This window comes from Prosthecobacter sp. (assembly GCF_034366625.1).
Classification (GTDB): domain Bacteria; phylum Verrucomicrobiota; class Verrucomicrobiia; order Verrucomicrobiales; family Verrucomicrobiaceae; genus Prosthecobacter.
In genome coordinates this window covers 205,125-231,234 of sequence record NZ_JAXMIH010000023.1, presented here as the reverse complement: position 1 = coordinate 231,234, position 26,110 = coordinate 205,125, and the positions used below count along the sequence as shown (strand labels likewise).

The following is a 26,110-nucleotide window of genomic DNA, read 5'->3' as shown; positions in this document are numbered from 1 at the left end:
TGAATAAAGCGTGCCTTGGCTGGCAAGGTGATGTTTGATCGGCGGAAGACTATGGAATCTGCCGCCTCACCACCGCCGCTGCCTCAGGCAATGAACTATCGTCATTCCAAACTGGGCCTGGTGCTGGCGCTCTGTGTGATCACCGCGTGCGCGGTGTTTGTCGTGCGGGTGCAGACGATGGAGCGTGAAGAACCTACCTCAGAGGTGAGGCCGAACCGCATGCTGGAGCTGATGGCACGCTATGCGGTGGGAGTGAAGAGCTTTATGGAAGGAGACGGGCAATTATGTCAAAGGAATGTGGAACTGGATGCAGCTCTGCTGGGAGATTTGACCGCTCATTCACGCACGGATGAGGACGTGCTGCGCCTTTTGATGCTGAAGGGCTGGATGGCGGATCAACCGCCAGATGAGGCGAAAATGACCGCTCTTGCGCAAAAGAACGAGAGTTTGAAGGCGGATATGGCGATGCTGGGAAGGTTGTCATCCATTCAAGACGTGGCTGCTGATGAAGATTGGAAGCTGTTTTTCAAACGGCATGGCTGGATGGCTCAACTGGCACGCGCCCAGACGTTGGATGCCAAAGATCCGGCGCGGCAGATGGTGGTGCAGCAGGGCATGAGCACGGCGATGGTTCTGATCTTTGGCATGATGTTGGGAATGCTGGCGGCGGTCGGCGGGCTGGTGCTCATGATTTGGGGCATCCGGCGCTGGCGTGGCGGAAAGCTGCGTCTGACGCTTGGCCGGCGCAGTCGTGAGCACGGGGCTGTGTTGATCGAGGGTTTTGCGATTTATCTGCTGCTGTTTTTGCTGCTGGCGTGGCTGTTGCGCCTGCTGCCGGTGTCATGGCCGCGTTGGGCGGCTTACGGGCCTGCGCTGGCGGCTTTGATCCTCGGCATGCTGTGGCCGCTGCTGCGTGGCATGCAGCGGCCGCTGTGGCGTGAGACGCTGGGACTGCATCGCGGCGCTGGGTGGTTCAAGGAAATGGGCACGGGCGTGCTGGGATGGCTGGCGGCGCTGCCGCTGCTGGTGCTGGGCATGATCGCCGCGTCATGGATCACGAAGTTCACGGGCCAGTTTCCATCGCACCCGATTGTGGAGGTGTTTGCAGGCGATGGATGGGCAAAGCTGGGCGCGGTCGTGCTGGCGGTGGTGTGGGCGCCGGTTTCGGAAGAGGTGATGTTTCGCGGACTGCTGTTCCCCGGCTTGTCAGCGTGGTTGCGCTGGCTGCTGGGCATGATTTTAGCCGCGTTTGTATTTGCGGTGATTCATCCGCAGGGATGGGCCGGTGTGCCGGCGATCATGGCGCTGGCGGGCACGTTTTCGTTGCTGCGGATGTGGCGGCAGAGCCTGATCGCACCAATGACAGCGCACGCGCTGAACAACGGGATCATGTGTGTGATGATGCTGCTGCTCTGGTAAGCGCGGTCACGAGAGGTGCGCGGGCCGTTTGCAGGCCTTTGTAGTGAGCGAACTCGCCGGACATGCTCGTGAGGATGCGTGCGAGCCGTTGAGCGGCTTCGGGGAGGGCCACGACGTGATCGAGGCGGTGATTGGTGACACGGATGCCGAACAGGATGGCATTGGTGGCGGGAAGGCGGGTAAGAAATTGCTGTTCGAGACGAAGCCAGGTGTTGGTGAGCGTGGCTGCGGCGGCGAGACGGCGGATCGGAATGGCGGGGTGATGATTGAGTGTGGGATCAGCGCTGAGGCCCCAGTTGTCGCGTTCCCAGGCGGCATGCGGGGCAAGGCGATTGAGGAAGGTGGTGATTGAGGTGCCGAGACTGCTTTGCAGGCCGGGAACGGGCGCGTGAACCTCGTGCAAGGGTTTGCCGATCTTGTCTTCAAACGCCCAACTGGAAGGAAAGATGACCGCGCCGCCAAGGACGGGATGCGAGCGCTCCGCATCGCCGGACAGGACAATCCAATCAGGTTCGAGTTCGACGGCGGCCTGCTCTGGCGTGCAGGCAGGACGTTCGAGCAGGGCCATGATGAAGGCGAGGGCCTCGTTCACGGCTTCGTGACCTTCAGGCAGAATGCGCAGGTAGCGTTCGGGCGTGTCCACCAGACAGCGGCGGCGTTCGGCGAGGACGGACTCTGCTTCGGGGGAAGGCTGCCAGTAACTTCGCGCGTCACCGGGCCGCAGGTTCATTTGCGGGCGATAATCGGCGTCAGGAAGAAGGCGGAGCCAGTCGGGCATGAGCAGCGATGTCAGGAGGCTTCGGCAGGAGCATCGACCTGCGGGGAGAAACGTGCGAAGGACAGCAGCCGGCGCACGAGCTTGAGGATGTCTTCGAGCGCGAGATAGCACATCGGCACGAGATACAGCGTGATCACGGTGGCGATGAGGCTGCCGTAGCCCATGGCGACGGACATGGGGGTGAGGAACTGGGCGCTGGTGGCCTGGGCGCTGCGATTGTCGCCGAAGATCCATTCGAGGATCTGTTTGATGACGGGCGGCGAGTGATCGACGAGAGGGCCGAAGTTGAAGATGAGCGGCATCAAACCGACGAAGGTGGTGATTTGCGTCAAAAAGATGGCGCGGAAGCGGGAGGCGCCGCCTTCAGTGACAGCGTGCGTCATGTCGCCGGTTTCATCCCGCAGCTCGTTGATGCGATCGACGAGGACGAGGGTGTCGTTCACAATGACGCCGGAGCAGGCGAGGATGCCGCACAGGCTCATGAGGCTGAGCGGCATGCCGTGGACAACATGGCCCAGCGTGGCGCCGACGACGCCGAAGGGAATGACCAGCAGCACGATGAAAGGCTGGATGTAGCTCTTGAACGGGATGGCCATAAGGCCGTAAAGGCCGAACAGCACGAGGATGGAGGAGAGCCAAAGGGCGGACTGGCTCTCGCGTTCGGAACGGGCCTCGCCTTCAAAGCTCCAGCCGATGTGCGGATGGTCGGCGAGAAGCGTTTCGATGAAGGGACGCAGGGCTTCGCGGACAACGGTGGGATTGGTGGTGACCTTGTTGACGTCGGCGGAGATGTTGAGAGCGCGGCGGCGGTCCACGCGCTTGATGGAGGTGAAGCTCTTGCCGACTTTCGCCTCGGCGACGCGGGCGAAGGGGATTTCGAGGCCGTTGGCGGCACGGACACGCAATGTGTCGAGCGTGGCGAGGGATTTGCGGTCGTCCTTCGGGTAACGGAGCATGACCTTGACCTCGTTGCGGCCACGCTGGATGCGCTGGACTTCATCGCCGAAGAAAACGGCGCGGACCTGGCGGGCGAGGTCGGTGACGGTGAAGCCGAACTGGCTGGCTTCGGGCTTGAGACGCAGTTGAATCTCATTGCGTCCGGAGTCGAGGCTGTCGGAGACATCGAAGACGCCGGCGATGGTGGAGATCTGCGCCTTGATGCGCTCGGACATGGCGAGGAGTTCGTCGGGATTGGTGCCGGTGAGCTGGATGTCGATGGGATCGCCGCTGCGCATGATCTCGGCGCGGAAGGTCATTTCCTCGGCTCCCACAATGGTGCCGATGCGTTTGCGCCAGTCGGCGGCCATATCGACGGTGCTCACTTGCAGCGTGCGCTCCTCGGGGCCGTAGGTTTCCATGATCACCTCGCCACGGTGGCTGCCGCTGCCACCGGAGGAACCTCGGGAGCCGCCGGTCATGCCGGAATTCGAGATGATGCTGCGCACGACGAGGATGCCATCGGGCCCGACGTACTCTTTGCGCATCTGCTCGGCGATCTCGTAGATGCGGGAGATGTGGCCGTCGGTGACTTCAAAGGGCGTGCCGTCGAGCATGGTGAGGCGGCACTCGATGCGCTCGCTGGCCACGCGTGGAAAGAGCGCGGTGGCGATGCGGTCGCTGAAAAACACGGAGAAGAGCACGCCGAGACCACCAAACACGGCGGCGAGCACGCTGTAGCGGTTTTTGAGGCAGAAGCGCAGCGAGGGGCGATAGACGACATCCACGAAGCGGGCCAGTTGCCGTTCGGAGAAGCGGTGGATGGGATCGAGCGCATCGGCGGCGGCGCTGATGATGGGCGTGCGGTGTGCCAGGTGGCTGGGAAGGATCAGCTTCGTCTCCATCAGCGCCAAAACCATGACACAGATGAAAACGATCGAGATGGGCTGGAACATGACGCCAAAGTCGCCAAAGCCGAAGGCCATGGGCAGGAAGGCGACGATGGTGGTGAGCACGCCGAAGGTGATGGGCGCGGCGAGACGGCGCGTGCCCTCGATGGCCGCGTCCAGCGCCGAGAATCCTTGCTGTCGCATCGTATCGACCTGCTCCGAGGTCACGATGGCATCATCGACGACGATGCCGAGCACGAGGATGAAACCGAAGACGGAGGAGAGATTGATTGAAAGGCCAAACAAGGGCATGAGCGCGAAGGCGCCGAGGAAGGCCATGACCATGCCCACGGCCACCCAGAAGACGGCGTCGAGCCGCAAAAAAAGGCCCACGCAGATGAAAACGAGGATGAGGCTGCTGCGGGCATTTTGCAGCAGCAGATTGATGCGGCCCTTCACGATCTTGGAGCGGTCGCCCATGAACTCGAGCCGCACGCCGTCCGGGAAGCGCTGGTTTTTGTCGAGGATGTAGTCTTTGACCGTCTCGGCGATGTGGATGGCGTTCTGGCTGCCCTCGCGCATGACGGTGATGGAGACGCAGCGCTTGCCGTCGAGACGGGAGATCATCGGATTCTCGTTGAAGCCGTCGGTGATGTTCGCGATCTCGCCGAGCGTGAGCTTGGTGCCGTCCGGACGGGTGAGGATGACGATGCGCGCGTAGTCGTTGCCACTGTAAGCGCGGCCTCGTGTGCGGATGGAGACATCGCCTGCTTCCGTCTGCACGACGCCCGCAGGCAGGTCGATGGCGCTGCTGCGGATGGCGGCGCTGATTTGATCCAGCGTGAGGCCGTACTTGCGCAGGCGGGCCTCGGGGATCTCGATGCTGATCTCGTAATCGCGCACGCCGGTGAGATTGGCGTGGGAGATGCCGGGCAGGGCGGAAATTTCATCCCGCACCTGCTCGCCGAGGCGGCGCAGATCGCGCTCCGCCATGTCGGCGGAGAGGATCACGCTGATGACGGAGCTCATGAAGTCGTCGTGCTGGATGATGGGCCGCTCGGCCAGCGCGGGGAAATTGGGGATGGCGTCCACGCGGATCTTCACGTCGTCCATGATCTGGCGGGCCAGGTCCGCGTCGTCGATCTCCATCATCACATTCCCGCCGCTGGAGGAGGCGGTGGAGACGATGCGCTTGATGCCCGCGACCTGCTGGATGGCCTCCTCAATGCGCAGGACGATGGTTTCCTCCACCTCCTCCGGCGTGGCGCCGGGATACGGCACGTTCACCGAGATGAAGCGGGAGGGCATGTCCGGAAAGACCTCCAGAGGAATGCGGCCGGTCCACAGCGTCCAGAAACCCATCCCCATGACAGCGAGCATGAGAAGATTGGCGGCGACACCGTTGCGGGCAAACCAGGCGATCATGGGAGGAGGGCGAAGAGCGTAGGGCTAAGGGCGAAGAAACGGACGACTGTGGGAACGATTGTGACGGCCGGAAGATCGCACTCATTGCCACGAATCGCGGGAGATGCGTACAAAAAAGCCGAGCAGGAGTGAACCCGCCCGGCTTTGGAGCTGGCAGGGGTTTGGGATCCTGCATGGATCAATGTTCGTAGCCTGCTGCGCCGTGATCGGTGAAGGCGGCGTACCATTCCCGTTGTAGTCGGCGGATTCGTCTCGTGTGTTGTGCGAGTTCAAGGCAGTGCCCCGGAGGTCAAGCCACCCGTTGAGGTTCCGATGCCGCCTGCGAGTCCACACAGCGCCGATGCTGCCACAGGCAAGCCCGTTGCCAAGTCGGAAACCCGGCGGCTTGTGTTCTTCACCATTTGAGAAGTCCAATGCTTGCTCAGCCGTTGCTGTCAAGAATCGACTCCCGACCCCCGTTTCCTTATCTTTTTCGATGAAATTTTAGCAAATAAACTAAACAAAGAGCAACACCAAACACCAGGCAAGCATACCATCCAATATTCACTTCTTTATCTCTGTTGAACACATCTTCCGCCACTCCTTCATTTTGCTGAATGGTCTCCGCAGGATATTTTTTACCTTGCAAGCTCTCTCCAACGCCAAGCTTCTTCCGAAGCGACGCGACATTGCCCACTAGGCTGTCAGCGGCACTTTTCCATATGGTTGGCTCACCTGATGTGGTCACAAAACGCTCGCACCAAGAGGCTGCATACTCCAACGCCGGAAGTGCTTTGCTTGTGCCGTTTATGGCCAACACCCCTCCGGCTGCTACTTTCAAATTCACTCCGCGGTAATCATCATAAAGATAGACTATCTTTATGAGCAAATCCTCATTTTCGGCCGATGGGTGTGTTTTCATCACATCGGTCATACCCAAAAGAAAATTGTCCCTGAGTGGCTGTGGACGGTCCGACGGAAAGTCGAGAAGCTCCTTTGTCTTGTCGATGTAGCGTTGGATGTCCGCAGCCCCTATATCACTTCGGACTGCAATAGCTGACATAATTTGAGCCAACCCTTCCCATTCCCCGTCGCTTATTTGCTTGTCAGCCAAGGCTACTAGATATCGTGCTAGACCAGGCTCATCCCGTATTCTTTTAATTCTCACTTCATCTCGGACCGCCTTCTCCCTTCTCCATGCTTCGAGCTTCTGGCGGTCATCGGGTGATGGTTCCCCAATAAAATCACTTGGCAGCTCTACAACCATTTGTCTTACCTCCCATAATCTATTTGAGTCAATAGCTGTGGAGTTGTCCAACTGTCCGTGCGCAACAGGCAAAAAAAGCCAGATTGCGGTTTGAAGAATTCGTCGTTTTGGCTCGTTAGTTAAGGTCATGATACGTAACGTAAGCAATTTCGCACTCAATTCGCTTTCACTTTGAGGACGTTGTGAATTGTTGCTGGGAAACGGGGTCAGGGTGCAAATTATTGACAGAGTGGATGATGCTCATGATTCATGACGGTGTGGATTCGTCCAAAAAGCTCCGCATCGCCTCCGGCAGTCCTACCCGCGCCTTCTTACGGTCCAGACGCCGCAACTGCTGGCTCACGTTCGCCGCCGACTTCATCGCCAGCTTCTCCGCCAGCCATTCCTGTGACACCGTTGTGTGCCGCCACAGCAGGTCCGCCAGCAACAGCTTCCGCGGGTCCGATCCCTTCAGCGTCCTCAGCTCCGACGCTTTCAGTCCGGCGGCTTTGAGTCCCTCCTTCAGCCAGTCCTCCGCCTGCTTCTCCCCGTGCCCGGCCACATGCGGATTACCCCGGTAGCTGCGTGACTTGGGCGCACGTTTACTGACCAGTGCCCCGGCCAGCTTGCGCATCGCCTCGCCGAAGGCCTGCGTGCCCCAATACCACCCGCGCCGCAGGTGGCTGCTGCGCGCATCCATCTCCTCGGACTGCGGCGGCACCCCGCAGCTCTTGATTTCCTCGCTCACCGCGCGCCGGTCCAGCCGCTCGACCATCCGGCGGCGGCCCGGCGTCGTGTCCGGCAAGCTGAAGGCCTTCAGCCCGCTCTCCACATCCAGCCACTTCGCTCGCTTCCTGGGCGGCAGCGCGTAACCGCCCGCGAGGCTGCTCCATGGATAGTCCAGCACACTCTGGCCCACCTTGGGCTGGATGATCCGCGCCCGCACGGGATTGAGGTGGATGTAGTCCATCAACGTCTGGTAATGGTAACGGTCCTCGCCCTCCACCACCACTGCTTTGTAGCGGTCGCCAAACAGCCGCCCCCACTTTCGATGCCGCACGTTGTAACGACGCGTGAGCGTGTTTTGCAGCCAAGCCATGCCCGCCACAAGGTTCGGCTCCGGCGTCTGGAGGAAGAGATGATAGTGATTGCTCATCAGCACCCAAGCCTGCACGTGCCAGCCGGTCATCTCACAGGCCTGGCTCAGCGTGTGCAGAAAGAAGCGCCGGTCATCGTCATCGTGGAAGATTTCCTCGCGCCGGTTGCCACGGGCCATGACGTGGTAATAAGCCCCGGCGGATTGAATGCGGATGCTGCGTGGCATGCCGCCCTTTTAACCCTGAGACAGCTATTTTGTCAACTTTTTGCACACTGACCCCGTTTCATGGATGTGGGTGGCCCGTGCATTGGAGCGTTCGGAAAGTAAGGAAAAGCTGATCCGCCGAGTTGCGGACCGTGAAGTAACGAGGAGCTGGCGCGGCTTCGACTTTCAAACGGGACGCCCCAGCGTTGCCGTTGGTTGCCACTATGAGCGAACCCGGGACTACAGAACGCGAGATGGGAGCTGCGGCACCAGGAGAAGAGCCGTGGGTTCATGCACCCAAACAACCGCAGGCGACGTTTGACATCTTCGCCCCCCCGCGCCTAACCTCCGCGCCGCTTACCGACCCGCAGCACATGCACGACACCCCCACGCTGCCTGAGAAGGAGTTCCGCTCCTTTGCTCCTGGCTTTTGGTCCGACAAGAACATTTCCCCCGCCGACTGGAACAGCGCCACCTGGCAGCTCAAAAACCGGATCACCACGCTGAGACAGCTCGAAGAGCACCTCACGCTTTCCGAAGAGGAGCGCGCCGGCGTGCTGCTCTCCGGCAACAAGCTGGCGATGGCGATCACGCCGCATTATTTCAACCTGATGGATGCCGCCGACCCCGGCTGCCCGATCCGCCGGCAGGTCATCCCGCGCATCGAGGAAACCTGGGAAGACCCCGATGAAATGAGCGACCCCTGCGGTGAGGACAGCCACATGCCGGTGCCCGGCCTGGTGCATCGCTACCCGGACCGCGTGCTGTTTCTCGTGACCGACCGCTGCGCCAGCTACTGCCGCTACTGCACGCGCAGCCGCGTCGTCTCCGGTGTGGGCGAGCAGGAACTGCACATCGAGTTCGAGGCCGCGTTCCGTTATCTGGAGCGCCACACGGAAATCCGCGACGTGCTGCTCTCCGGCGGCGATCCCCTGCTCTTCTCCGACGCCAAGCTCGGCGCGCTGCTCACCCGCCTGCGCGCAATCAAGCACATCGAGTTCATCCGCATCGGCAGCCGCGTGCCGATTTTCCTGCCACAACGCATCACGCCCGAGCTGTGCCGCATGCTGCAAAAGCACCATCCGCTGTGGCTCAGCATCCACACCAATCATCCGCGTGAACTCACGACGGAAGTGCGCGATGGCCTGGCGCTGCTCGCGAACCACGGCGTGCCGCTGGGCAATCAAAGCGTGCTGCTGCGCGGTGTGAACGACAAGGCAGACATCATGAAGAGTCTCGTGCACAAGCTGCTCATGTGCCGCGTGCGGCCCTACTACCTCTACCAGTGCGATCTGATCCAGGGTTCCTCCCATCTGCGCACCAGCGTGGCCGACGGCATTGACATCATCGAGCAACTGCGCGGCCACACCACCGGCTATGCCATCCCGCAGTTCGTCATCGACGCCCCCGGCGGCGGCGGCAAAGTCCCGCTGAATCCCGACTACGTCCTGCTGCGCGACGAACAGCGCGTGCTCATCCGCAACTACGAAGGCAAGACCTTCGAGTATCCCGAACCGGTGCTGGTGCGGCGGTGATAGAAGGGCCGGCGCCCTTCACCTCACGGCCGCCGTGTCTGCGCCAGCGCCTCGGCCTTGAGCTTCTGGATGGCTTCGTCTCCTTGCGCGATGAGCGGGTCGAACATGGGGATCTCCTTCGCATTCTGGCCCTGCTCGTGTTTGCGGAAGCCGAAGAGGTAGGTCTCGTTGTGCGGACGCCAGCGGTTGAAGAACAGCGTGTCCTTGGCGATGACGGCGCGGCGCAGATTTTCGAGCGCGGGGGCAGGCGCGTCGGGCATTTTCAGGCCGAGACCTTCGATGAGCCTGGCGCTGAGCTTTTCATAACCTTCTCGGGTGTAGTGCACGCCATTCTCGGTGAGCGGCTTCAAGATCGCGCCCGGCTTCGGCAGGCCGCCCATGAGCTCGAACCAATCCACGAAGAACGCGTTCTGCATGCCCGCGAACTTGCGCAGCGCGTCGCGCAGGCTGGAGAGGTTCCTGTTTTCCACGGTGAGATCCGGCAGTGGCGGCGCCAGATTTTCCAGCGGTGGCGGTGTGGCGATGATGACGCGCACGCCGGGTGATTTCGTGCGGATCAGCTCGATCAGACTGCGGTAGCCGCTCAAAAAGTCCGGCAGGCCGCCCAGACGCTCGAAGGCCAGCTCGGAGCCGTAGCACAGGACCACGACCGTCGGCTTCAGCATCTCCAGATGCGCGGCCATGCGCTGCAAGCCTTCTTCCGGCGGGCCGAAATATGAACGCGCATGGCCGAAGACCGTGTCGCCGCTCCAGGCGAGATTGCGCACGCTGACCTTCACCTCGCCGAGCGCCAGGGCCAGACGCGGCTCGAAGGAGCCATAGCGCTGCTCGCGCTCCAGCACGGTGTTGCCGATGAGCACGAGGCGGTCGCCGTCTTTGAACTCAAACGTCGTGGGCTGCGGCGGTGCGGCAGGTGTCTCCGGTGTTTGGGAGGGGGCGATGGAGGCGCAGGCGAGCGCCAGGAGGCCGGCAAGGGTTTTCAAATTCATGCGGAGCGTATTGGAGCGGAGACGGCGTGAATTGTCCAGCAGCTTGAACGGCGTGATCGCTACTGCGTCACCTTCACCCGCATGAAACGCGACTGGCCTGCGGATGCAGGCACGACATCACGCACCCGCAGCGTGGTGGGCGTGTCCTCCTCGATGACGAGGCCGGCGCTGCTCCAACTGAGCGGGTCGGCCAGATTGCCGGTGGCCTGGACTTCAAACAAGACATCCGTGGCGGCGGGGTTTTTCGAAATGGAGAGACGCAGATAGGTTTCGCCGCTCGAGGGGGCAAACTCGATGATCTGCGGGCTGGTGTTGTTCACGGTGCCGTTGGTGCCGGTGGCGTATTCGAGGAGGTTGACGAGGCCGTCACCGTCGGCGTCGGCGGTGGCTTCGACGAGCTGGTTGTTTTCGTTGCCGGTGCCGCTTTGATCGAGCCACTGGGCGAAGGGCGTGGTGTAGGCTGTCAGATTGAGGTCAAAGAAGCTCACGGTGCCGGTGTCATCCGCAGTGAGGCGGAGTTCGAAGGTGTCGCTTTCGGTGAGGGAGGCAGTGGTGTCGGCAAAGGTGGCGTTGGCGAAGACGATGCCGGTGGGGCCGCTACGGCGTGTCCAGAGGCTGGTCGGAGTGGCGGGGAGGTCGTCGTCGGTGATGGTGCCGTCGAGGGTGACTGGCGAAATGCTTCCTCCGGCAGTGGCGGCGATGACGGGGGCTTTGTGCAGCGGCTCGATGGTGAGGCGGGTGAAGGTGCAGGTGTTTTGTGTGCCGGTGGCACCGCTGGCGTTGTTGACGAAGAAGCCAGCCCACACGGGCGTGGTCATGATGATGGTCTGTGGCTGGCCGATTTGTGTCCAGGCGTTGGGATTGTTCGTGGTGCTGTTGTGCGTGGCGCGGTAGCCAGTGATGGCATTACCACGGCGCACGATGCGCATCCAGTTCCCGGCGGCGATGCTGCTGGGGACGCCGCCACCGCTGCCACCGGCGATGCTGGTCCAGTAGTAGCCGCTGTAGCTGCCGGTGGGCATGCGTCCGAGGTGGAGCTGGGCTCCGCTTTCGATGCTCTCGGCGATGCGGATGCCGCCGCTGCTGCTGCCGGCACCACTGCTGAAGGTATTCAGCCGGGCGGTGATGACCATGTCGCCGTAATATTGCCAGCCGTAAAAGTAGCCGGTGGTGGGGCCGTTGACGGTGTAAGTGGTGCCGTCAAAACTGGCGCTGCCGGCGGTGTTGGGCGCGGTGCCGCTGTCTTCATTGACCAAGGCGGGGCCGCTGGGTGTTGGCGTGAGCGTGACATTGTCAAAGAGGGCCGTGGCAGTGCCTGCGGTGCTGTTGTTGGTCGTGGTGAGGCCGTAATGCGCATTCGAGTTGAGCAGAGGGATGACGACGGGCGTGCCGACTGCGGTCCAGGCAGTGCCATCGGTGCTGTAGCTGGCGCTGATTTCGTTCGTGGTGGCATTGCGCTCGAGTTTCAGCCAGAAAGGCAAGGCAGGAGCTGCAGCGGCGACGCTGGTGTCATTTCCGCTCGCGGCACGGGTGCGGAACTGCAAGCCTGCGCCCGGCACAAAACCCAAAACGGCGCGATTCGAGCCGCGTGCGAGCGAATCGCGAATGGTGACGCCTGCGAGGGCCGCCGTGGTCGAAAAGCTCGTCAGTTTCGCCACCACGCTGCCATCGCCGACGGCGCTGCGGACCATGATGTGAGCCTGATCGGTGCTGGTGGCCGCGTAACCGGCTCCGGTTCCAGTGACGCTGAAAAGGCCGCCGTATTCGAGTCCCTGGCCGCGACGCGAGGATGAAGGCCCCATGTCCTGGGTGATCCAATTCGATGCCACGAGGCCGCTGCCGACCACGACGGTGACTTGATCACCCACGGTGAATTGCCCGTCGGTGGCGCTGATGCGCAAAACATAGGTTCCTGGGGTGGAGAAAGTCACTGCGGTCGTGGTGGCACTCGGCGACTCGATGGTGGCCACGCCGGGACCGCTCACGCAGTTCCAGGTCGTGGCGAGAGCATTTGGGAAGCCGTCATCGCTCACCTGGGCACTGACGATGACGCCATTCGCCGCCGCGATGAGCGGTGCCTGCGCGGTGGGGCTGCCGATGAAGACGGTGGGCGGATTGTCATTGTCGGTGATGCTGACATTGTCGAAGGAATCAGCGCCGATGTCGTAGCTGCCGCTGGCGAGCGAGATCGTGACATCCTCGGGGCCTTCGGTGATGCCATCATCGACAGGCGTGATGCTGACGGTTTTGAAGACATCGCCCGAGACAAAGGAGACCGTGGTGGTGACGGTGGTATAGTCTGTCGTGTTCGTGGCCGTGCCGGCGATGGTGATATTCACGGTGAGGGCCACATTGGTCGGCGCGGTGCGGGTGACGGTGAACTGACCTGCGTCACCGCTTTCAGATGCCGTCGGATCATTCGCGGTGATGGTGACCGTGCTGCGATCATCATCCGCGATGGTGACGGTGGCTGCGCTCGGCGTGCCGATGACATAGCCGCTGCCAGTGGCCACGGTGAGGATGACGGTCTCGTTGCCTTCGTTGGTCGCATCCTGAACAGGAGTGACATTGACGACCACGCTCGCCTGACCGGCGGGAATGGTCTGCGTGGTGGCGATGCTTGTGTAGTCGGTCGAATTGGTTGCTGTGCCACTGCGGGTGACATTCACGATGAGGGAGGCTGCCGTGTCGCCGGTGCGTGTGAGGGTGAACTGTCCCGCGTCACCGCTTTCAGAGGCGCTGGCATCATTCGCCACGATGCTCACGGCGGGCGAATCGTCATCGGTGATCGTCAGCGTGTGCGTGCTGGTGCTGCCAAGGTTCAAAGCGACGGGAGAGGCGAGCGTGAGGGTGAGATTTTCTCCGGGTTCGAGCGTCGAATCATCGGTGATAGGCACGGAGATGTATTTCACGCTCTCACCAGCGGCAAAGTTGAGCGTGCCGGTCGTGGTGGTGTAGTCACCGGGCTGGGTGGCGGTGCCGTCGGTGGTACTGAAGTCCACGCTGCACGTCGCGGTGGCCGGGCTGCTCAAAGCGACGGCGATCTGCACCGTGCCCGCGCTTTCGACGACGCTGCTGGAGGCCGTCGCAAAGCCCGCGTAGGGCTGCGCGGGCGGATTGTCATCGTCGATGATGGTGAAGCCGTGGTAGGCGTTCGTGCCGACGTTGGCACCCTTGGCGTTGAGGAGTTGCAGGGTCACGAGGTTGTCCGGCTCGTCCATCGTGTCGTTCACGACGGTGAGAGTGATGTTGCCCGTGGTCTGGCCGGCAGGGATGGTGAGCACGGCTGCAGGCAGCGAGTAGTCCACGCCGGAGCCGAAGGCGGTGGTGTTGCTTTGCAGGCGGTAGCGCTGCTCCAGGGTGTTGTTTTTCACCCAGCCGGTGTGAACGGCCCGCGCATAATGCGTGCGATCATCCCGCACCATGATGCCCGCCTGGGCATTGGTGCCGCCACCGGTGAGCGAGGTGATGCGTGCGGCGAGCGTGAAGTCACCCGTGACCTCCATGCTGGGGAAATGCGCCTCGTCATTGGAGCCCCCGATGCCTGCACCGCTGCCGTTCACCGTCCACACGCTGCCAGCGAGGCTTTCGCCGCCCTGCTCGTTCACAAAGCCGATCGTGCGGCCACCGAGCTCGGTGACAGGCGATCCGCCGAGCGTGAAATTGTCAAAGGTGGCCGTGGAGATCTGCCCGTCACCCACCGCGCTGACGGCGAGTCCGGCGAGCACTTTGGGCGCAAAGGCGATGTTGGGCGTGGTGCCAAAACTCGTCCACACCGCTCCATCGCGGGAGACGGACTGGGTGAAAACATTACCCACGCGGCTGGTACGCACCCACATCGGCAGGATGAGGCTGGTGAAAGACGAACTCAGCGTCGCGCTGCCCGCCGTGGTGGTGCGATAGATCGAGTAATACTCCCCGGTGGTCGGGCCCGTGCCGAAGGCGGAGGCGTGGACGGAATTCGCCGCCGTGCTGGAGCGCAGCATCACGCCTGCGCGGGAGACGACAGCCGGATTGCCATTGCTCACGATGCGGGCGGTGATGGTGCAGTTCGCGGAGCTGGTGACCGGCAGATAGACATAGCGAAAGCTGTCCGTCGTCGAGTTGCTGAGGCCGTTGCCGGAGTTGGTGAAGGTATAGACGCCCGAGGCGACGGAACTGCCACCAGTGACGGTACCGATGCTGACCGCTGTCTCCGCTCCGGTGCTGCCGCCTGCCGAGAGATCGCTCACCGTGAAGTTATCCATCACGGCGGTGAATTGAGTGGTCGATCCTGGCGCAAAGGCGAGGCCCGCGAGGTAGCTGCTGCCGAGATTGGAGACCGTCACCGCATTGCCACGCTGCGTCCACGTCACACCATCGTTGGCTTGGAAAAAGGCCAGCGAGTTGCCGGTCTTCACCACCCGCACCCAGTAGGGCACCGCGCGGCTGCCGAAGGAAGCGCTGCTGCCGCTGGTGTTGCCGCTCGTCTGATATTCCACGGTCACATCCGCAGCCTGCGCGGCGGAGAGAGTGACCGGGATGTTCACCGTGCCCGCATTTTCCAAACCGGAGGAGCTGGGCGCTGAGAAGGCCACGGTGGCCGTGGCGGTGTCATTGTCCGTAATGTACATCACCGCGCCGACGCCACGCCCGTAACTGCCCGCGTCAAACTCAAAGGTGATCGTCTCCGTGCCTTCAAACGTCGTGTCATTGACGATGGTGACGGGCACATTCACGCCCGTCGCACCGGCAGGGATGGTGACGCTGGCAGGCGCGGTGTAGTCGTCCGTCATCGTCGCGGTGCCGCCGTAGATGATGTTCACTATAACCTCTGCCGTCGTGCTGCCGAGGCGGGAGATATAAAACTTCACCGGCGAGGTCGATGCGCCCTCCGCGATGCTGATTGCACCACCGGTGCCCACCTGTGTGTCCACCACGAGTGTGTTCACGTTGTCATTGTCACGCAGCCAGGCGCTGGCGGAGGCGCTGGGAGGGAAGATTTGATACGCCGCGCCGGGTGTGATGCTCAAAGCGATGCTCTCCAGGTCCTCAAGGTCGGTGTCATTGATCGTGCGCAAGGCGAGATCGAGCGTGCTGGCCCCGCGCGGGATCACCACGCTGCCCGGCACGTTGATGGCGGTGGTGCTGTCGCGTTTGAAGATCGCGCCGCCATCACCCACGGCCCAGCCAATGCTGCTGCTGGTGCCAAAGGCGCCATTGAAGGTTCCCAGCGCGCTCAGCATCGCGTTTGTCCAGGATGTGCCGTTCGTGCTGACCATCTGCGCGCTGCTGGAGCCTGAGACGAGCAGGTTCGTCGTGCTGGAGGCCCACACGGAATTCAAATCCGCCGTGCTCGCGGAGGTTTGAGACGCCCAGGTCGTGCCGCTGCCTTTGCGAACGACTCCGCCCGCGCCCACGGCCCAGATGTTCGTCGAATTGGCCGCGAAGACCGCGTTGAGCTGCGTGGTGATGCCGGAGGTTTGCGATCCCCAGGTCGTGCCGTTCCAAAAGCGGATCGTGCCCGCCGCGCCCACGGCCCACACATTGCTGACACCGCTGCCATGCACCGCGCGGAGCTGATTCGTGGTACCGGAGGTGCTCGCGGCCCATGAGGTGCCGTTCGTGCTGCGCACAATCGTGCCGCCATCACCCACGGCGAAGACATTCGTGCCGCTGCTGCCCCAGATGCCGCGCAGGGCGTTCGTCGTACCGCTCGTCTGCGCGGCCCAGCTTGTGCCGTCGCCCTTTAAAATGACACCACCATCACCCACCGCCCACAAATTCGTCGCACTCGTGCCCCACACGGCGCGCAGGTGCTGCGTGGTGCCACTGGTCTGCGCGGTCCAGCTTGTGCCGTCGCCTTTGAGGATGGTGCCGTTGTCGCCGACTGCCCAGAGGTTCGCCGCGTCCGCCGCCCAGATGGCGCGGAGGTTTTCCGTGCTGCCGGAGCTCTGCGGCAGCCACCATCCAATCGTGTCGTAGTCCGTGCCGTTCACCGCAGCGCCACTGAGGGTGAAATTCACCACCACCGGCGTGTCCGTGGTCGCGTCACCGCGCAGCGAGAAGCGGAAGTTCGCGTTCGTGGCCGGCTCCACGCCATTCGCGGTGTTCACCACGTCGATGTAGGGAAGGTCGGCGGCGTTGTCGTTGATGTTCACCGTGGCGGTGGCGCTGGTGCCGAGGATGTAGTTCGTCGCGCTCGCGCCGAGATTCAGCACGCAGCGCTCCTGGCCTTCACCCACGCCGTCAAAACGCGGCACGATGGTGATCGCAGCGGAGCTTTGTCCGGCGGGGATCTGCACGACGCCGGGCATCCACTCGTAATCGACGCCGTGCAGCGCCATGATGCCGCTGCCAGTCACGCCGGAGAAGGCGTAATAAATCGTCAGCGCCTGGCTGGTATCGCCGCTGCGGGTGATCAAAAAGGTGCCCGTGTCCGCCGCAGCTCCCGGAACGCTCAGATCGATCTCCGTGGCCTCCGCGTCGCTCGCGGTGACGCTCACGGTTTGCATGTCATCGTCGTAAATCGTCGTCGTGGCTGCCGTGGCGAGCGGATCGATGATGTAGGCCGCATTCGTGCTCAGCGTGACGATCACCGTCTCCAGCGATTCGGAGGCCGAATCGTCCAGCGGAGCGATTTCGACCGTCGCCGAGGCCGAGCCGGCCGGAATGACCACATTTCCGGCCAGAGCCGTGTAATCTCCGCCGCTTGCTGCCGTGCCGGAAACAGCATAATTCGCGGTCAAATCGGCCGCCGTGCTCCCCGTGCGCGAAATCGTCAAAAGACCCGGCGGGGCGATGTTTTCGAGCGCGGAGTTCCGCGTCGCCGTGAGGCTCACTTTTGGCAAAGAGGTGTCATCATCCGCGATCACCACCGTGGCGCTCGATGCAGAGCCTACGAGATAACCATTGCCCGGCCCGAGCTGTAAAATGACTGTCTCCGGCCCTTCGCTGGTCGCATCGACCACCGGCGTCACGGCGATGTCGAGCACGTCCGAGTCCGCCGGGATGGTGAAGGTGCTGAAGCCCTGCGAGCCGGTCGCATAATCCGGCGTGAAGGTGTAGTCCGTCGTCTTCGTGGCACCGCCGAGCGCGGAGTTCACATTCACCACGAGATCCTGCGAGATGTCGCCCGTCCGCGTGAGGCGGAAGGCACCCGGTGTCACCGGCGAAAGCTCGTTCGCATTCGGATTCGCTGCTGTGAGCGTCACCACGCTCTGCGCCGTCGCTTCAAAGTCCGCCCCGCTGAAACTCGGCCCCACGGTGATGCTGTTGTTGAACAACTCACTGAAAGTGTAGCCGTAAAGCAGCGGCGTGAGCGTGTAGGTGTTCGCTGACAGGTTTGGGATGGTGAAATAGCCGTCCGCGTCGCTGATGACGCCGTTGGCGTTGTTCGCCGTGATGACGACGTCTGACAAACCCTGCCCGAGCAACGTCACGCGACCACTGATGGTGGAAGTCGTCACCGAACCGACGGTGATGAGCTGATTCCGCGTCACCGTGCCTCCTTTCATGTCACTCACCGTGCAGGTGACGATGAAAGTGCCCGCCGCCGTGAACTGGCGTGTGATCACATTCGAGTTCGGCGAGACGATCTGCGTGCCGCCGCCAAAGTGCTGCCAGTTAAAGGCCAGCGGATCGCCATCCACATCATTCGCCGTCGCGGTGAAGGTCACCGTGCCGTTCAGCGGGATCACCTCCGCGCTGGCGGCCAGCGTCATCGTCGGCGCATGATTGCCGGGGAAGGTGCCGAGATGCACCTGCACGTCGATGTAACGTGGAATGTCACTCGCTGCGACCGTGGTGACGTAGATGCCGCTCTCTGTGTCGCCAAACGTGGCCCCGAGCGAGATGGGCGCATCCGTTTTGGCATACGGCGAGCCATTCGTCGTGTCGATGAGTTGGAAATTTCCGCCGCCGCCGTTGGGAAACTTCCAGCCAAAAACGAGACCGCTTTTCACGAAGGGATTGCTGTCAAACAGCGACCTCACCATGCCCCAGTAGGTGCGCTGCACGTCTTTTTGAATCGTCAGCGCATAACGCTTCGACGCATCGAGCGATCCTTGGTCAAACGCGTGAATGCGATACAGCCCGCTCTGCGTCACCGGCTGCAAAAAGCTGCTCGGCAGCCAGCGGATCTGGCTCTTCGCCGCCGTGTTGTAATGCCCCGTCGTGCCTGCGCCGCCCATGATGTCGTAGCTGTCGCCGTACTCCTGGTTCGCGCCATTGCCGATGCTGCTGGTGCCCGCCGTATCCCAGAAGTTCGAGTGCCCCAGACCGAAGGCGTGGCCGATCTCATGCGCCCAGAGGCTCACGCCATCACTGCGGCACCACACCGTGTTGCCACCGCCGAGCCCGCCATAGCTGCCCGGCCCGCCATTGTGCCGCATCACCGTACAGTCGTAGTCATTCCAGTCGAAGCCGAGCTTCTTCGCCTCCGCACGCGCGTCCGCCATCGAGATGCTCGTGCCGCCGATGTCGCCGCCGTTGCTCGTGTCACGATTCACATACCACGCCTCATTGTGCGGCAGCTTGATCGGTGGCGCCACGACACCCACGAGCGACAGACGGCCATACGAGGCCTTTGAATAATGATCCGCCACATCCCGCAGCGTCGCGTAAAGCTGCGCCTCGGTGGAAGGCAGCGCGTTTTGATCCGCGTAAGTCGTGTTCAGCACGATCACCTTCACCTGCCCCAGCGCAGGCGTCGGTGAACCCGGCAGGATGCCCGAAAATGCAAACGAACCACCCGTGACACCTTCACCATAAAGGATCGTCTGGTTTTGCATCGCGATGTGCGAGCCATCGCAGAACGTGATGATCTCCACCGGCGTCTCCACCGCTGGCAGGCTCTCCGGCACGATCTCGGGCACATCCTCGGGATCGAGGACATACTTGCCGGACACCGGGCAGTTCGCCACGACCGTCTTGCCCGCTGGCAGGATCTCACCCACCTCCAGCCGCCGCGTCGGCTCATCGCTGATGGCGAACTCCGAATCCAGCGCCACGCCATTCACAGACGCGCCCGCCGTCCACGTCAGCTTTAATTCACGCTCACCATAAACATAAGCGCGATACGTCCCGCCCTTTTGCAACTCCACCTCGCGATACGTCGCCACCGGCGGATCATTCGGGTCCAACGGCACGCCCTGCATCACGCGGATGGCACCGATCTCATTCATCCGCTTTTCCAGCAGCGAAACGATCTCCGGCGGCAGCTTCTGCCGCACCACCATCGGCACCGCCTTCTGGATCGCCTCCCGCGGATTCTCCATGATCAACGCTTTGAACACCGGACGCCGTTCCCGTGCCAGTTTCATGCCCTCCACCACCAAGGCCGCGCGTTCAGTCTCCGATGCGTCGAGATAGCGCTTCATCCAGGCACCAAAATCCGTCAGCACATCGCCCGAAACGGCCTGCGAAGCCATTTTCGGACGCTCGGCAGCTTGTGGAGCCTCCGGTGCCCGCTCTCCGGGTTGGGCCGTTTTGATTCCTGCACGCTTCGATGCGGCCACGCCCGTTTTTTCAGCCGGTTGGGGCCAAAAAATAAAGGCAGCGGCCAGTACAGCCGCCACGAGACACAAAAGCGTGCGCTTGCGCATGAAGATTGGTTGGGGCGTTCAAAGCCCAACGGCCACGGATCCGTTTGATTAGAACAGATGTGCCGGTTGGGTTGATTTCCAGGAGACTACCAAAGTGGCCTCCCCGCCGTCAATGCTCAGCTTTTCCGCAGCACCAGCAGCACGTCCGCGTAGCTGTCGTCAAAACGTCGCGGCTCGGCGAGGTCGTAGGTGAAGTCGTAGCACTCCTGCAACTCGAGTTCCGGCACCTTGCGCAGCAGCGCCTTCAATTGCGCCGCATTGTAGGTGCGAAACTGCCAGTGGGTCTCCTGCGTGTGCGTGCGGCCCGCGTCCGTGATCTTCAGCCGTGTGCGCAGGTTTTCGAGACGCGTCTTCGGGTCGGCGGGCCAGGTGTGGGTGTTGCAGACGACCTCGATTTTGCCGCGTTTCGCCACCCAGCGCTCATGCTCGGCGGTGCCGCGTTCGTAATCGGTCAGATGCAGCCCGAGGAAGAACAATCCGCCGGGCCGCAGGCTCGCCGCGACTCGGCGCAGGCACTCGGCGGCGTCTTTTTCCGTGTGCAGGTATTTGAAGGTGCTCACGAGGCAATGCGCGAGATCAAAGCCACCTTTCAAGCCCTTCGGCAGCGTGAAACTCTGCATCCAGTCCTCCCACAGCCACGCTTTGAGGCCGTGTTGAGCCATGCGTTCCTTGGCGAACTCGATCATGTTCGCATTGCCGTCGAATCCGCTCACGTCCCAGCCACGGCGGGCCATCTCCAGCGCCAGACGGCCGCTGCCGCAGGCAGGTTCGAGCAAACGACGGCCTTTGCCATCACCATGCTTTACGAACGCGCCTTCGAGGAAGTCAGCCTCCTGTCTCGTGCCGTCATCGAAGACGATGTCATAATAAAGGGGCGTGTCATACCAGTCGCGCTGTTCGGTGGGCATGGGTCGCATGATGGCGAGTCCGGGGCGCCGCGCCAGAAATCAGCGGCGGAGTTAGCAAAAGCCTGAAGATTAGTGCCCCTGCTGGCACCCGAAATGCTACTTGATTGTTGATCAACGGTGGAGATTGATGCGCCCCCCGTGCTCGCCTCCCCCCTCCCGATATGACTGTGTGGGATAATCCCTTCTGGTTCACCAGCTACATCCTCGTCTTCACCGCCCTGTCCGCCTTTGGCGCGCACAGGATCAAGGTCTTGTATCAATTCTGGAAACACCGGAACAACGCGCCGCAGCCGAAGTACGAATTCGCCGAGCTGCCGGTCATCACGATCCAGCTCCCGATTTTCAACGAATACGACGTCGTCGAAAACCTGCTGCGCTGCGTCAGTGCCCTGGATTACCCGCATGACCGCCTGCAGATCCAGGTGCTGGACGATTCCATCGATGAAACCGCCGCCTTTGCTGAAAAACTCAGCGCCGAATACGCCGCGAAGGGTCTCGACATCGAATACCGCCACCGCACCAACCGCCACGGCTTCAAGGCCGGCGCGCTGGACGAGGCGATGCCGTTCGTGAAGGGCGAGTTCATCTGCATTTTCGACGCCGACTTCCAGCCGCAGCCGGATTATCTGAAAAAAGTCATCCACCACTTCACCCACGAGAACGTCGGCATGGTGCAGGCCCGCTGGGGCCACGCGAACAAGGATTTCTCCCTGCTCACACGACTCCAGGCGCTGTTTCTCGACGGCCATCTCGTGCTGGAGCAGACCGCCCGCAGCCGCCACGGCGAGTTTTTGAATTTCAACGGCACCGCCGGCATCTGGCGGCGCAAAGCGATCGAAGACGGTGGCGGCTGGCAGCACGACACGCTCACGGAAGACCTCGACCTCAGCTATCGCGCGCAGTTGAAGGGCTGGAAGTTCATCTACCTCAAAGATGTCGTCGTTCCCGCCGAACTGCCGCCGGACATGGACGGCTTCAAGAGCCAGCAGCATCGCTGGACGAAGGGCTCCATCCAGGTGTGCAAAAAAATCCTCGGTGACATCTGGCGCAGCGACATCCCGCTGCCCCTGAAGCTGGAGGCCACCGCGCACCTCACCTCCAACTTCGCCTACCTGCTCACGCTCTGCACGCTGGTGCTCATGTATCCGGCGAATTTCGTGATGGGCAGCTCCTGGCACAAGGCGGTGTTCGTCGACGTGCCCGTGTTCTTCTTCGCCTCCTTCTCCGTCGTGGTGTTTTACATGACCGCGCAGGGTGCGCAGACGCGCTTCGGCTGGCTCAAAGCGCTGCCGTACGTGCCCGTGCTGCTCGCGCTCGGCATCGGCATGAGCATCAACAACGGCAAGGCCGTGCTCGAAGCGCTGCTGAACCAGAGCTCCGAATTCGTCCGCACGCCGAAATACGGCGTCGAAACCAAGTCGCAGGCCGCTGTGAAGAAATCCCGCTACAAGGCCGGCAAATCCATCGCGCTGTGGATTGAGGTCGCGCTCACCGGTTACTTCGGCTGGATGATCGCCCTCGCCGCCCAGCGCGGCCAGTGGGGCTCGATCCCCTTCCTGCTGCTGTTCTTCTTCGGCTTCGGTTACGTGGCCGCAGGCTCGCTGATGAAGCGTTTCAGCATGGAGCGTTTCCAGACCGCGCCCGTGGCGGCAGCTTGATTTCATCAGAGGTGCAACCTTCGAGGTTTGAGGCGGTTCATGCGCGGCATCTCCGCATGAAATTTCGCCGCATTCTTCTCTGGCTGCACCGTTGGGTGGGCGTGATCGCTGGTCTGGTCATTCTGTTTGTTGCGGTCACCGGTGGCGTGCTGGTGTTTCAGCACACACAGGATCGCTGGCTGAATCCTGAGTTGTTCCCGCGTGAGGCCACCGCTGTTGAAAAGCGGGCGCCGGTAAGTGCGGCGCTGGATGAATTACATCCCGAGATACCCGTGCAAGGCATCCGCCTGCCGCGTGATGAAAGCGACGCGCTGGTCTTGATGGGTGGAAACCGCATGATTCACTGCGATCCGCGCACCGGAGCGGTTCTCGGCATCCGCCCGCGCATGGGCCTGTGGTGGCAGACCTTTGTAAAACTGCATGTGAACCTCATGCTCGGCTCCACGGGCGGTTTGATCGTCGAAATCGCGACCTGGATCACGTTGGGCCTCGCGCTGACCGGTTTGTGGCTGTGGTGGCCGCTGCGCATCTTCGGATTCCGCAAAGGCGCGAGTTTTCGCCGCTTCAATCTCGATCTGCACAGCGTGGCGGGCTTGTACTCGTCGTTGTTTCTCATCGTGGTCTGCATCACCGGCCTCACCATGCGGCATCTGCATCTCGAGCATCCGCATTCGCCAGGATCGCATGCGCCGCAGACCGGAGCACTGCGCATCAGCGTCGATGCGGCGGTTCAAGCCGCTGAAAAAGCCCTGCCCGGCGCCAAGGCCGCCGCCGTGGAAATACCGCCGCCCAATCCGCATGCGACGTATCGCATCCAGCTCGCTTTTCCTGAAGATGGATCGCCTGCGGGCCGCAGCGTGGTGTTTGTGGATCAGTGGAGCGGCGCAGCGCTCGCCGTTCACAGCGCTCGTGAAGGCAGCTTCATGGAGCGCTATGACAATCTCCAGCTCTCGCTGCACATCGGCGCCGTCGGCGGCACGGCCACGCGCTGGATCGCGTTCTTCGTCTGTGTGGCGCTGTTGCTACAGATTTTCAGCGGCTATGTGCTGTGGTGGAAGCGCGCGGCGTAACTTTTCCGGCCATGCGGGGTTTTCCTGCGGCCATGAAATTCGTTCTCGCTCTCGTCTTTGCCACCACCACTCTTCACGCCACCACCTCGACCGACTGGCCGCGTTTCCTTGGGCCCACGGGAGCGGCGATTGCCGCCGAGTCCAAGGTGCCGCTGAAGTGGAGCGACTCGGAGAACATCGTGTGGAAGGCGGAGATGCCTGGCCCCGGCTCATCGAGTCCGATTGTTTTTGGCGACAAGGTTTTCGTGACCTGCTGGACCGGTTATGGCGACAAGGAAGGAGCGAATGACATGTCCAAGCTCACGCGGCATCTGCTTTGTCTGAGCAAGGCCGACGGCAAAGTACTGTGGGATGCCAAAGTGCCCTCCAGCGTCGAGGAGGATCCGTGGAAGGGCTACATCACCGAGCACGGCTACGCCACGCACACCCCCGTGACCGATGGCGAGCGCGTGTATGTGTTCTTCGGCAAAAGCGGCGCGCTCGCCTTCGACATGGCGGGCAAACAGCTCTGGCAGACCTCCTGCGGCACGGGTTCCGGCCGCATGCGCTGGGGTTCGGCAGGCAGCCCGATTGTACATTGCGATCTTCTCATCGTGAATGCGAACGATGAGAGCCAGACCATCTTTGGCCTCGATAAAAAAACCGGCAAACAGGTATGGAAGGCCGAGGGCGACTTCGGCATGGCCTACGGCACGCCGAACATTCTCCAGCGCGACGGCGTCACCGATCTCGTCATTGCCGTGCCGCTGGAGTTGTGGGGTTTGAATCCAGAAACCGGCAAACTGCGCTGGTATGCCGTGCATGGCTTGAGCGGCAACGTCTCCCCCAGCGTCGTTCCCGGCGGCGACACCGCCTACGTATTCGGCGGCTTTCCCTCCACCCGCAGCGCCGCCATCAAGCTCGGCGGCAAAGGCGACATCACCGCGAACGCCATCCTGTGGAGCAGCAACACCAGCTCCTATGTGCCGACACCGATTCTCAAGAACGGCCATCTCTACGTCATCAACGACCAGGGCTTCGCCACCTGCATCGACGCCAAAACCGGCCAGGACGTCTATCGCGAACGCGTGCTCATGGGTGCCCGCGGCGGCGGCAAACCGTTCTACGCCTCACCCGTGCTCATCGGCGACAAACTCGTCTGCGTCTCCCGCAGGGACGGTGCCTTCATCATCGCCGCGAAGCCGAAGTTCGAACTCATCGGCAGCAATGTGTTCTCGCTCGACAAGTCGCAGTTCCACGGCACTCCCGCCGTCAGCGGTGATCAACTGATCCTGCGCAGCGACAAGGCGGTGTACTGCATCGGCACGAAGTAAGATCGCCTCATGCCCGAAAGGCCACGCCACGCGCCGCGTAGTCTTCGCCCATGATTCGCAACCTGATCTTCACCGTCGGCGCGTTCGCGCTGTTTTCCCTCAATGCCTCGGCCCAGCACATCCGCGCCGGCATCATCGGTCTCGACACCTCGCATGTCCTCGCCTTCACAAAAACGCTGAACACCACGCCGCAGAAACCGGAGGTCATGGGCGTGAAGCTCGTCGCCGCCTATGCGCAAGGCTCCAAGGACATTCCATCCAGCACTCAGCGCGTGCCTGAGTACACGGAGAAGGTGAAAGAGCTGGGCGTGGAAATTGTCCCCAGCATCAACGATCTGCTCGACAAGGTGGACGTTGTTTTCCTCGAGTCGAACGACGGCCGCGTTCACCTTGAGCAAATCCTGCCATGCATCGAGGCCCACAAGCCTGTGTTCATCGACAAGCCGATCGCCGGCACGCTCGTCGATGCGATCAAAATTTTTGATGCGTCCAAGAAAGCGAGCATTCCTGTGTTCTCCTCGTCCTCGCTGCGTTTCGGCAAAGGCACGCAGGCGGTGCGCGGCGGCAGCATTGGCACGGTGAAACAAGCGGAGACCACCAGTCCGGCCAGTCTCGAAGAACATCATCCTGATCTGTTCTGGTATGGCGTCCATGGTGTCGAATCACTCTTCACCGTCATGGGCACTGGCTGCCAGAGCGTGAAGCGTGGCACCACCGCCGAAGGCAAGATCACCGTCACCGGCACCTGGTCCGGCGGACGCACCGGCACCTTCACCGAGGCCAAGGGCTACGGTGGCAAGGCCGTCGGTGAAAAAGGCGAGGCCGCCATCGGAACCTACGACGGCTACGATCCGCTGCTGTTCTCAGCGGTGCACTTCTTCCGCACCGGAATCGCACCGGTCTCACCGGAGGAAACCATCGAAATCTACGCCTTCATGGAGGCTGCGGACGAGAGCAAGCGGCGCAACGGGGCCGAGGTCACCCTCAAGGAAGTGATGGACAAGGCGCTAGCCGAGGCACGAAAGTAACGCTGTTCGCAGATCGCCCCAGGACGCGTGAAAACGCCGCCGTTTGGAG

The 26,110-nt window shown here is 62.1% G+C and carries 13 protein-coding genes; 6 read left to right on the top strand and 7 right to left on the bottom strand.

Going from position 1 to position 26,110, the window contains the following annotated elements; translation table 11 throughout:
- The first annotated feature begins 51 nt into the window (after positions 1–51).
- Positions 52–1,419 (top strand): type II CAAX endopeptidase family protein, encoded by a 1,368-nt coding sequence (locus U1A53_RS21585; RefSeq protein WP_322283932.1) that lies wholly within the window; start codon positions 52–54, stop codon positions 1,417–1,419.
- Here the strand turns inward: U1A53_RS21585 and U1A53_RS21580 are convergent.
- From U1A53_RS21580 to U1A53_RS21565, 4 genes are all read right to left on the bottom strand, one after another.
- The gene (locus U1A53_RS21580; protein ID WP_322283931.1) at positions 1,388–2,197 is read right to left on the bottom strand and encodes a heme-dependent oxidative N-demethylase subunit alpha family protein; all 810 of its coding nucleotides are present in this window, start codon (positions 2,195–2,197) and stop codon (positions 1,388–1,390) included. The genes U1A53_RS21585 and U1A53_RS21580 overlap by 32 nt on opposite strands.
- Before the next feature lie 11 nt (positions 2,198–2,208).
- Complete coding sequence (locus U1A53_RS21575; protein WP_322283930.1) at positions 2,209–5,448, bottom strand: efflux RND transporter permease subunit; 3,240 nt, start codon at positions 5,446–5,448, stop codon at positions 2,209–2,211.
- Positions 5,449–5,911: 463 nt separating this feature from the next.
- A complete protein-coding gene (locus U1A53_RS21570) occupies positions 5,912–6,823 on the bottom strand; it encodes a hypothetical protein (RefSeq protein ID WP_322283929.1) in 912 nt (303 codons plus the stop codon).
- 118 nt (positions 6,824–6,941) lie between these two features.
- Complete coding sequence (locus tag U1A53_RS21565) at positions 6,942–7,997, bottom strand: transposase (RefSeq protein ID WP_322283928.1); 1,056 nt, start codon at positions 7,995–7,997, stop codon at positions 6,942–6,944.
- 353 nt (positions 7,998–8,350) lie between these two features.
- Here U1A53_RS21565 and U1A53_RS21560 point away from each other — a divergent pair, with 353 nt between their 5' ends.
- The gene (locus U1A53_RS21560; RefSeq protein WP_322283927.1) at positions 8,351–9,511 is read left to right on the top strand and encodes a KamA family radical SAM protein; all 1,161 of its coding nucleotides are present in this window, start codon (positions 8,351–8,353) and stop codon (positions 9,509–9,511) included.
- Between the two features lie 23 nt (positions 9,512–9,534).
- Here the strand turns inward: U1A53_RS21560 and U1A53_RS21555 are convergent, their stop codons facing one another.
- The 3 genes from U1A53_RS21555 to U1A53_RS21545 form a co-directional block, all read right to left on the bottom strand.
- Positions 9,535–10,500: an SGNH/GDSL hydrolase family protein gene (locus U1A53_RS21555; RefSeq protein ID WP_322283926.1), complete on the bottom strand. Its 966-nt coding sequence runs from the start codon at positions 10,498–10,500 to the stop codon at positions 9,535–9,537.
- Between the two features lie 59 nt (positions 10,501–10,559).
- Positions 10,560–20,084 carry a Calx-beta domain-containing protein gene (locus U1A53_RS21550; protein WP_322283925.1) on the bottom strand — a complete coding sequence of 3,175 codons (9,525 nt, stop codon included), beginning with the start codon at positions 20,082–20,084 and terminating at the stop codon, positions 10,560–10,562.
- A 116-nt stretch (positions 20,085–20,200) separates the two neighbouring features.
- Entirely contained in the window at positions 20,201–20,992 is a 792-nt protein-coding gene (locus U1A53_RS21545) for a class I SAM-dependent methyltransferase (protein WP_322283924.1), read from the bottom strand.
- Positions 20,993–21,153: 161 nt separating this feature from the next.
- On the opposite strand from U1A53_RS21545, the gene U1A53_RS21540 reads away from it, so the two are divergent.
- The 4 genes from U1A53_RS21540 to U1A53_RS21525 are packed head-to-tail and all read left to right on the top strand — an operon-like array spanning position 21,154 to position 26,061.
- Positions 21,154–22,650, top strand: coding sequence for a cellulose synthase family protein (locus U1A53_RS21540; protein WP_322283923.1), 1,497 nt, complete (start codon positions 21,154–21,156; stop codon positions 22,648–22,650).
- A gap of 56 nt (positions 22,651–22,706) precedes the next feature.
- Positions 22,707–23,720, top strand: coding sequence for a PepSY-associated TM helix domain-containing protein (locus U1A53_RS21535; RefSeq protein WP_322283922.1), 1,014 nt, complete (start codon positions 22,707–22,709; stop codon positions 23,718–23,720).
- A 32-nt stretch (positions 23,721–23,752) separates the two neighbouring features.
- Positions 23,753–25,033, top strand: a complete 1,281-nt coding sequence (locus tag U1A53_RS21530; RefSeq protein ID WP_322283921.1) for a PQQ-binding-like beta-propeller repeat protein — start codon at positions 23,753–23,755, stop codon at positions 25,031–25,033.
- A 50-nt stretch (positions 25,034–25,083) separates the two neighbouring features.
- Complete coding sequence (locus U1A53_RS21525; protein WP_322283920.1) at positions 25,084–26,061, top strand: Gfo/Idh/MocA family oxidoreductase; 978 nt, start codon at positions 25,084–25,086, stop codon at positions 26,059–26,061.
- Positions 26,062–26,110: the final 49 nt, after the last annotated feature.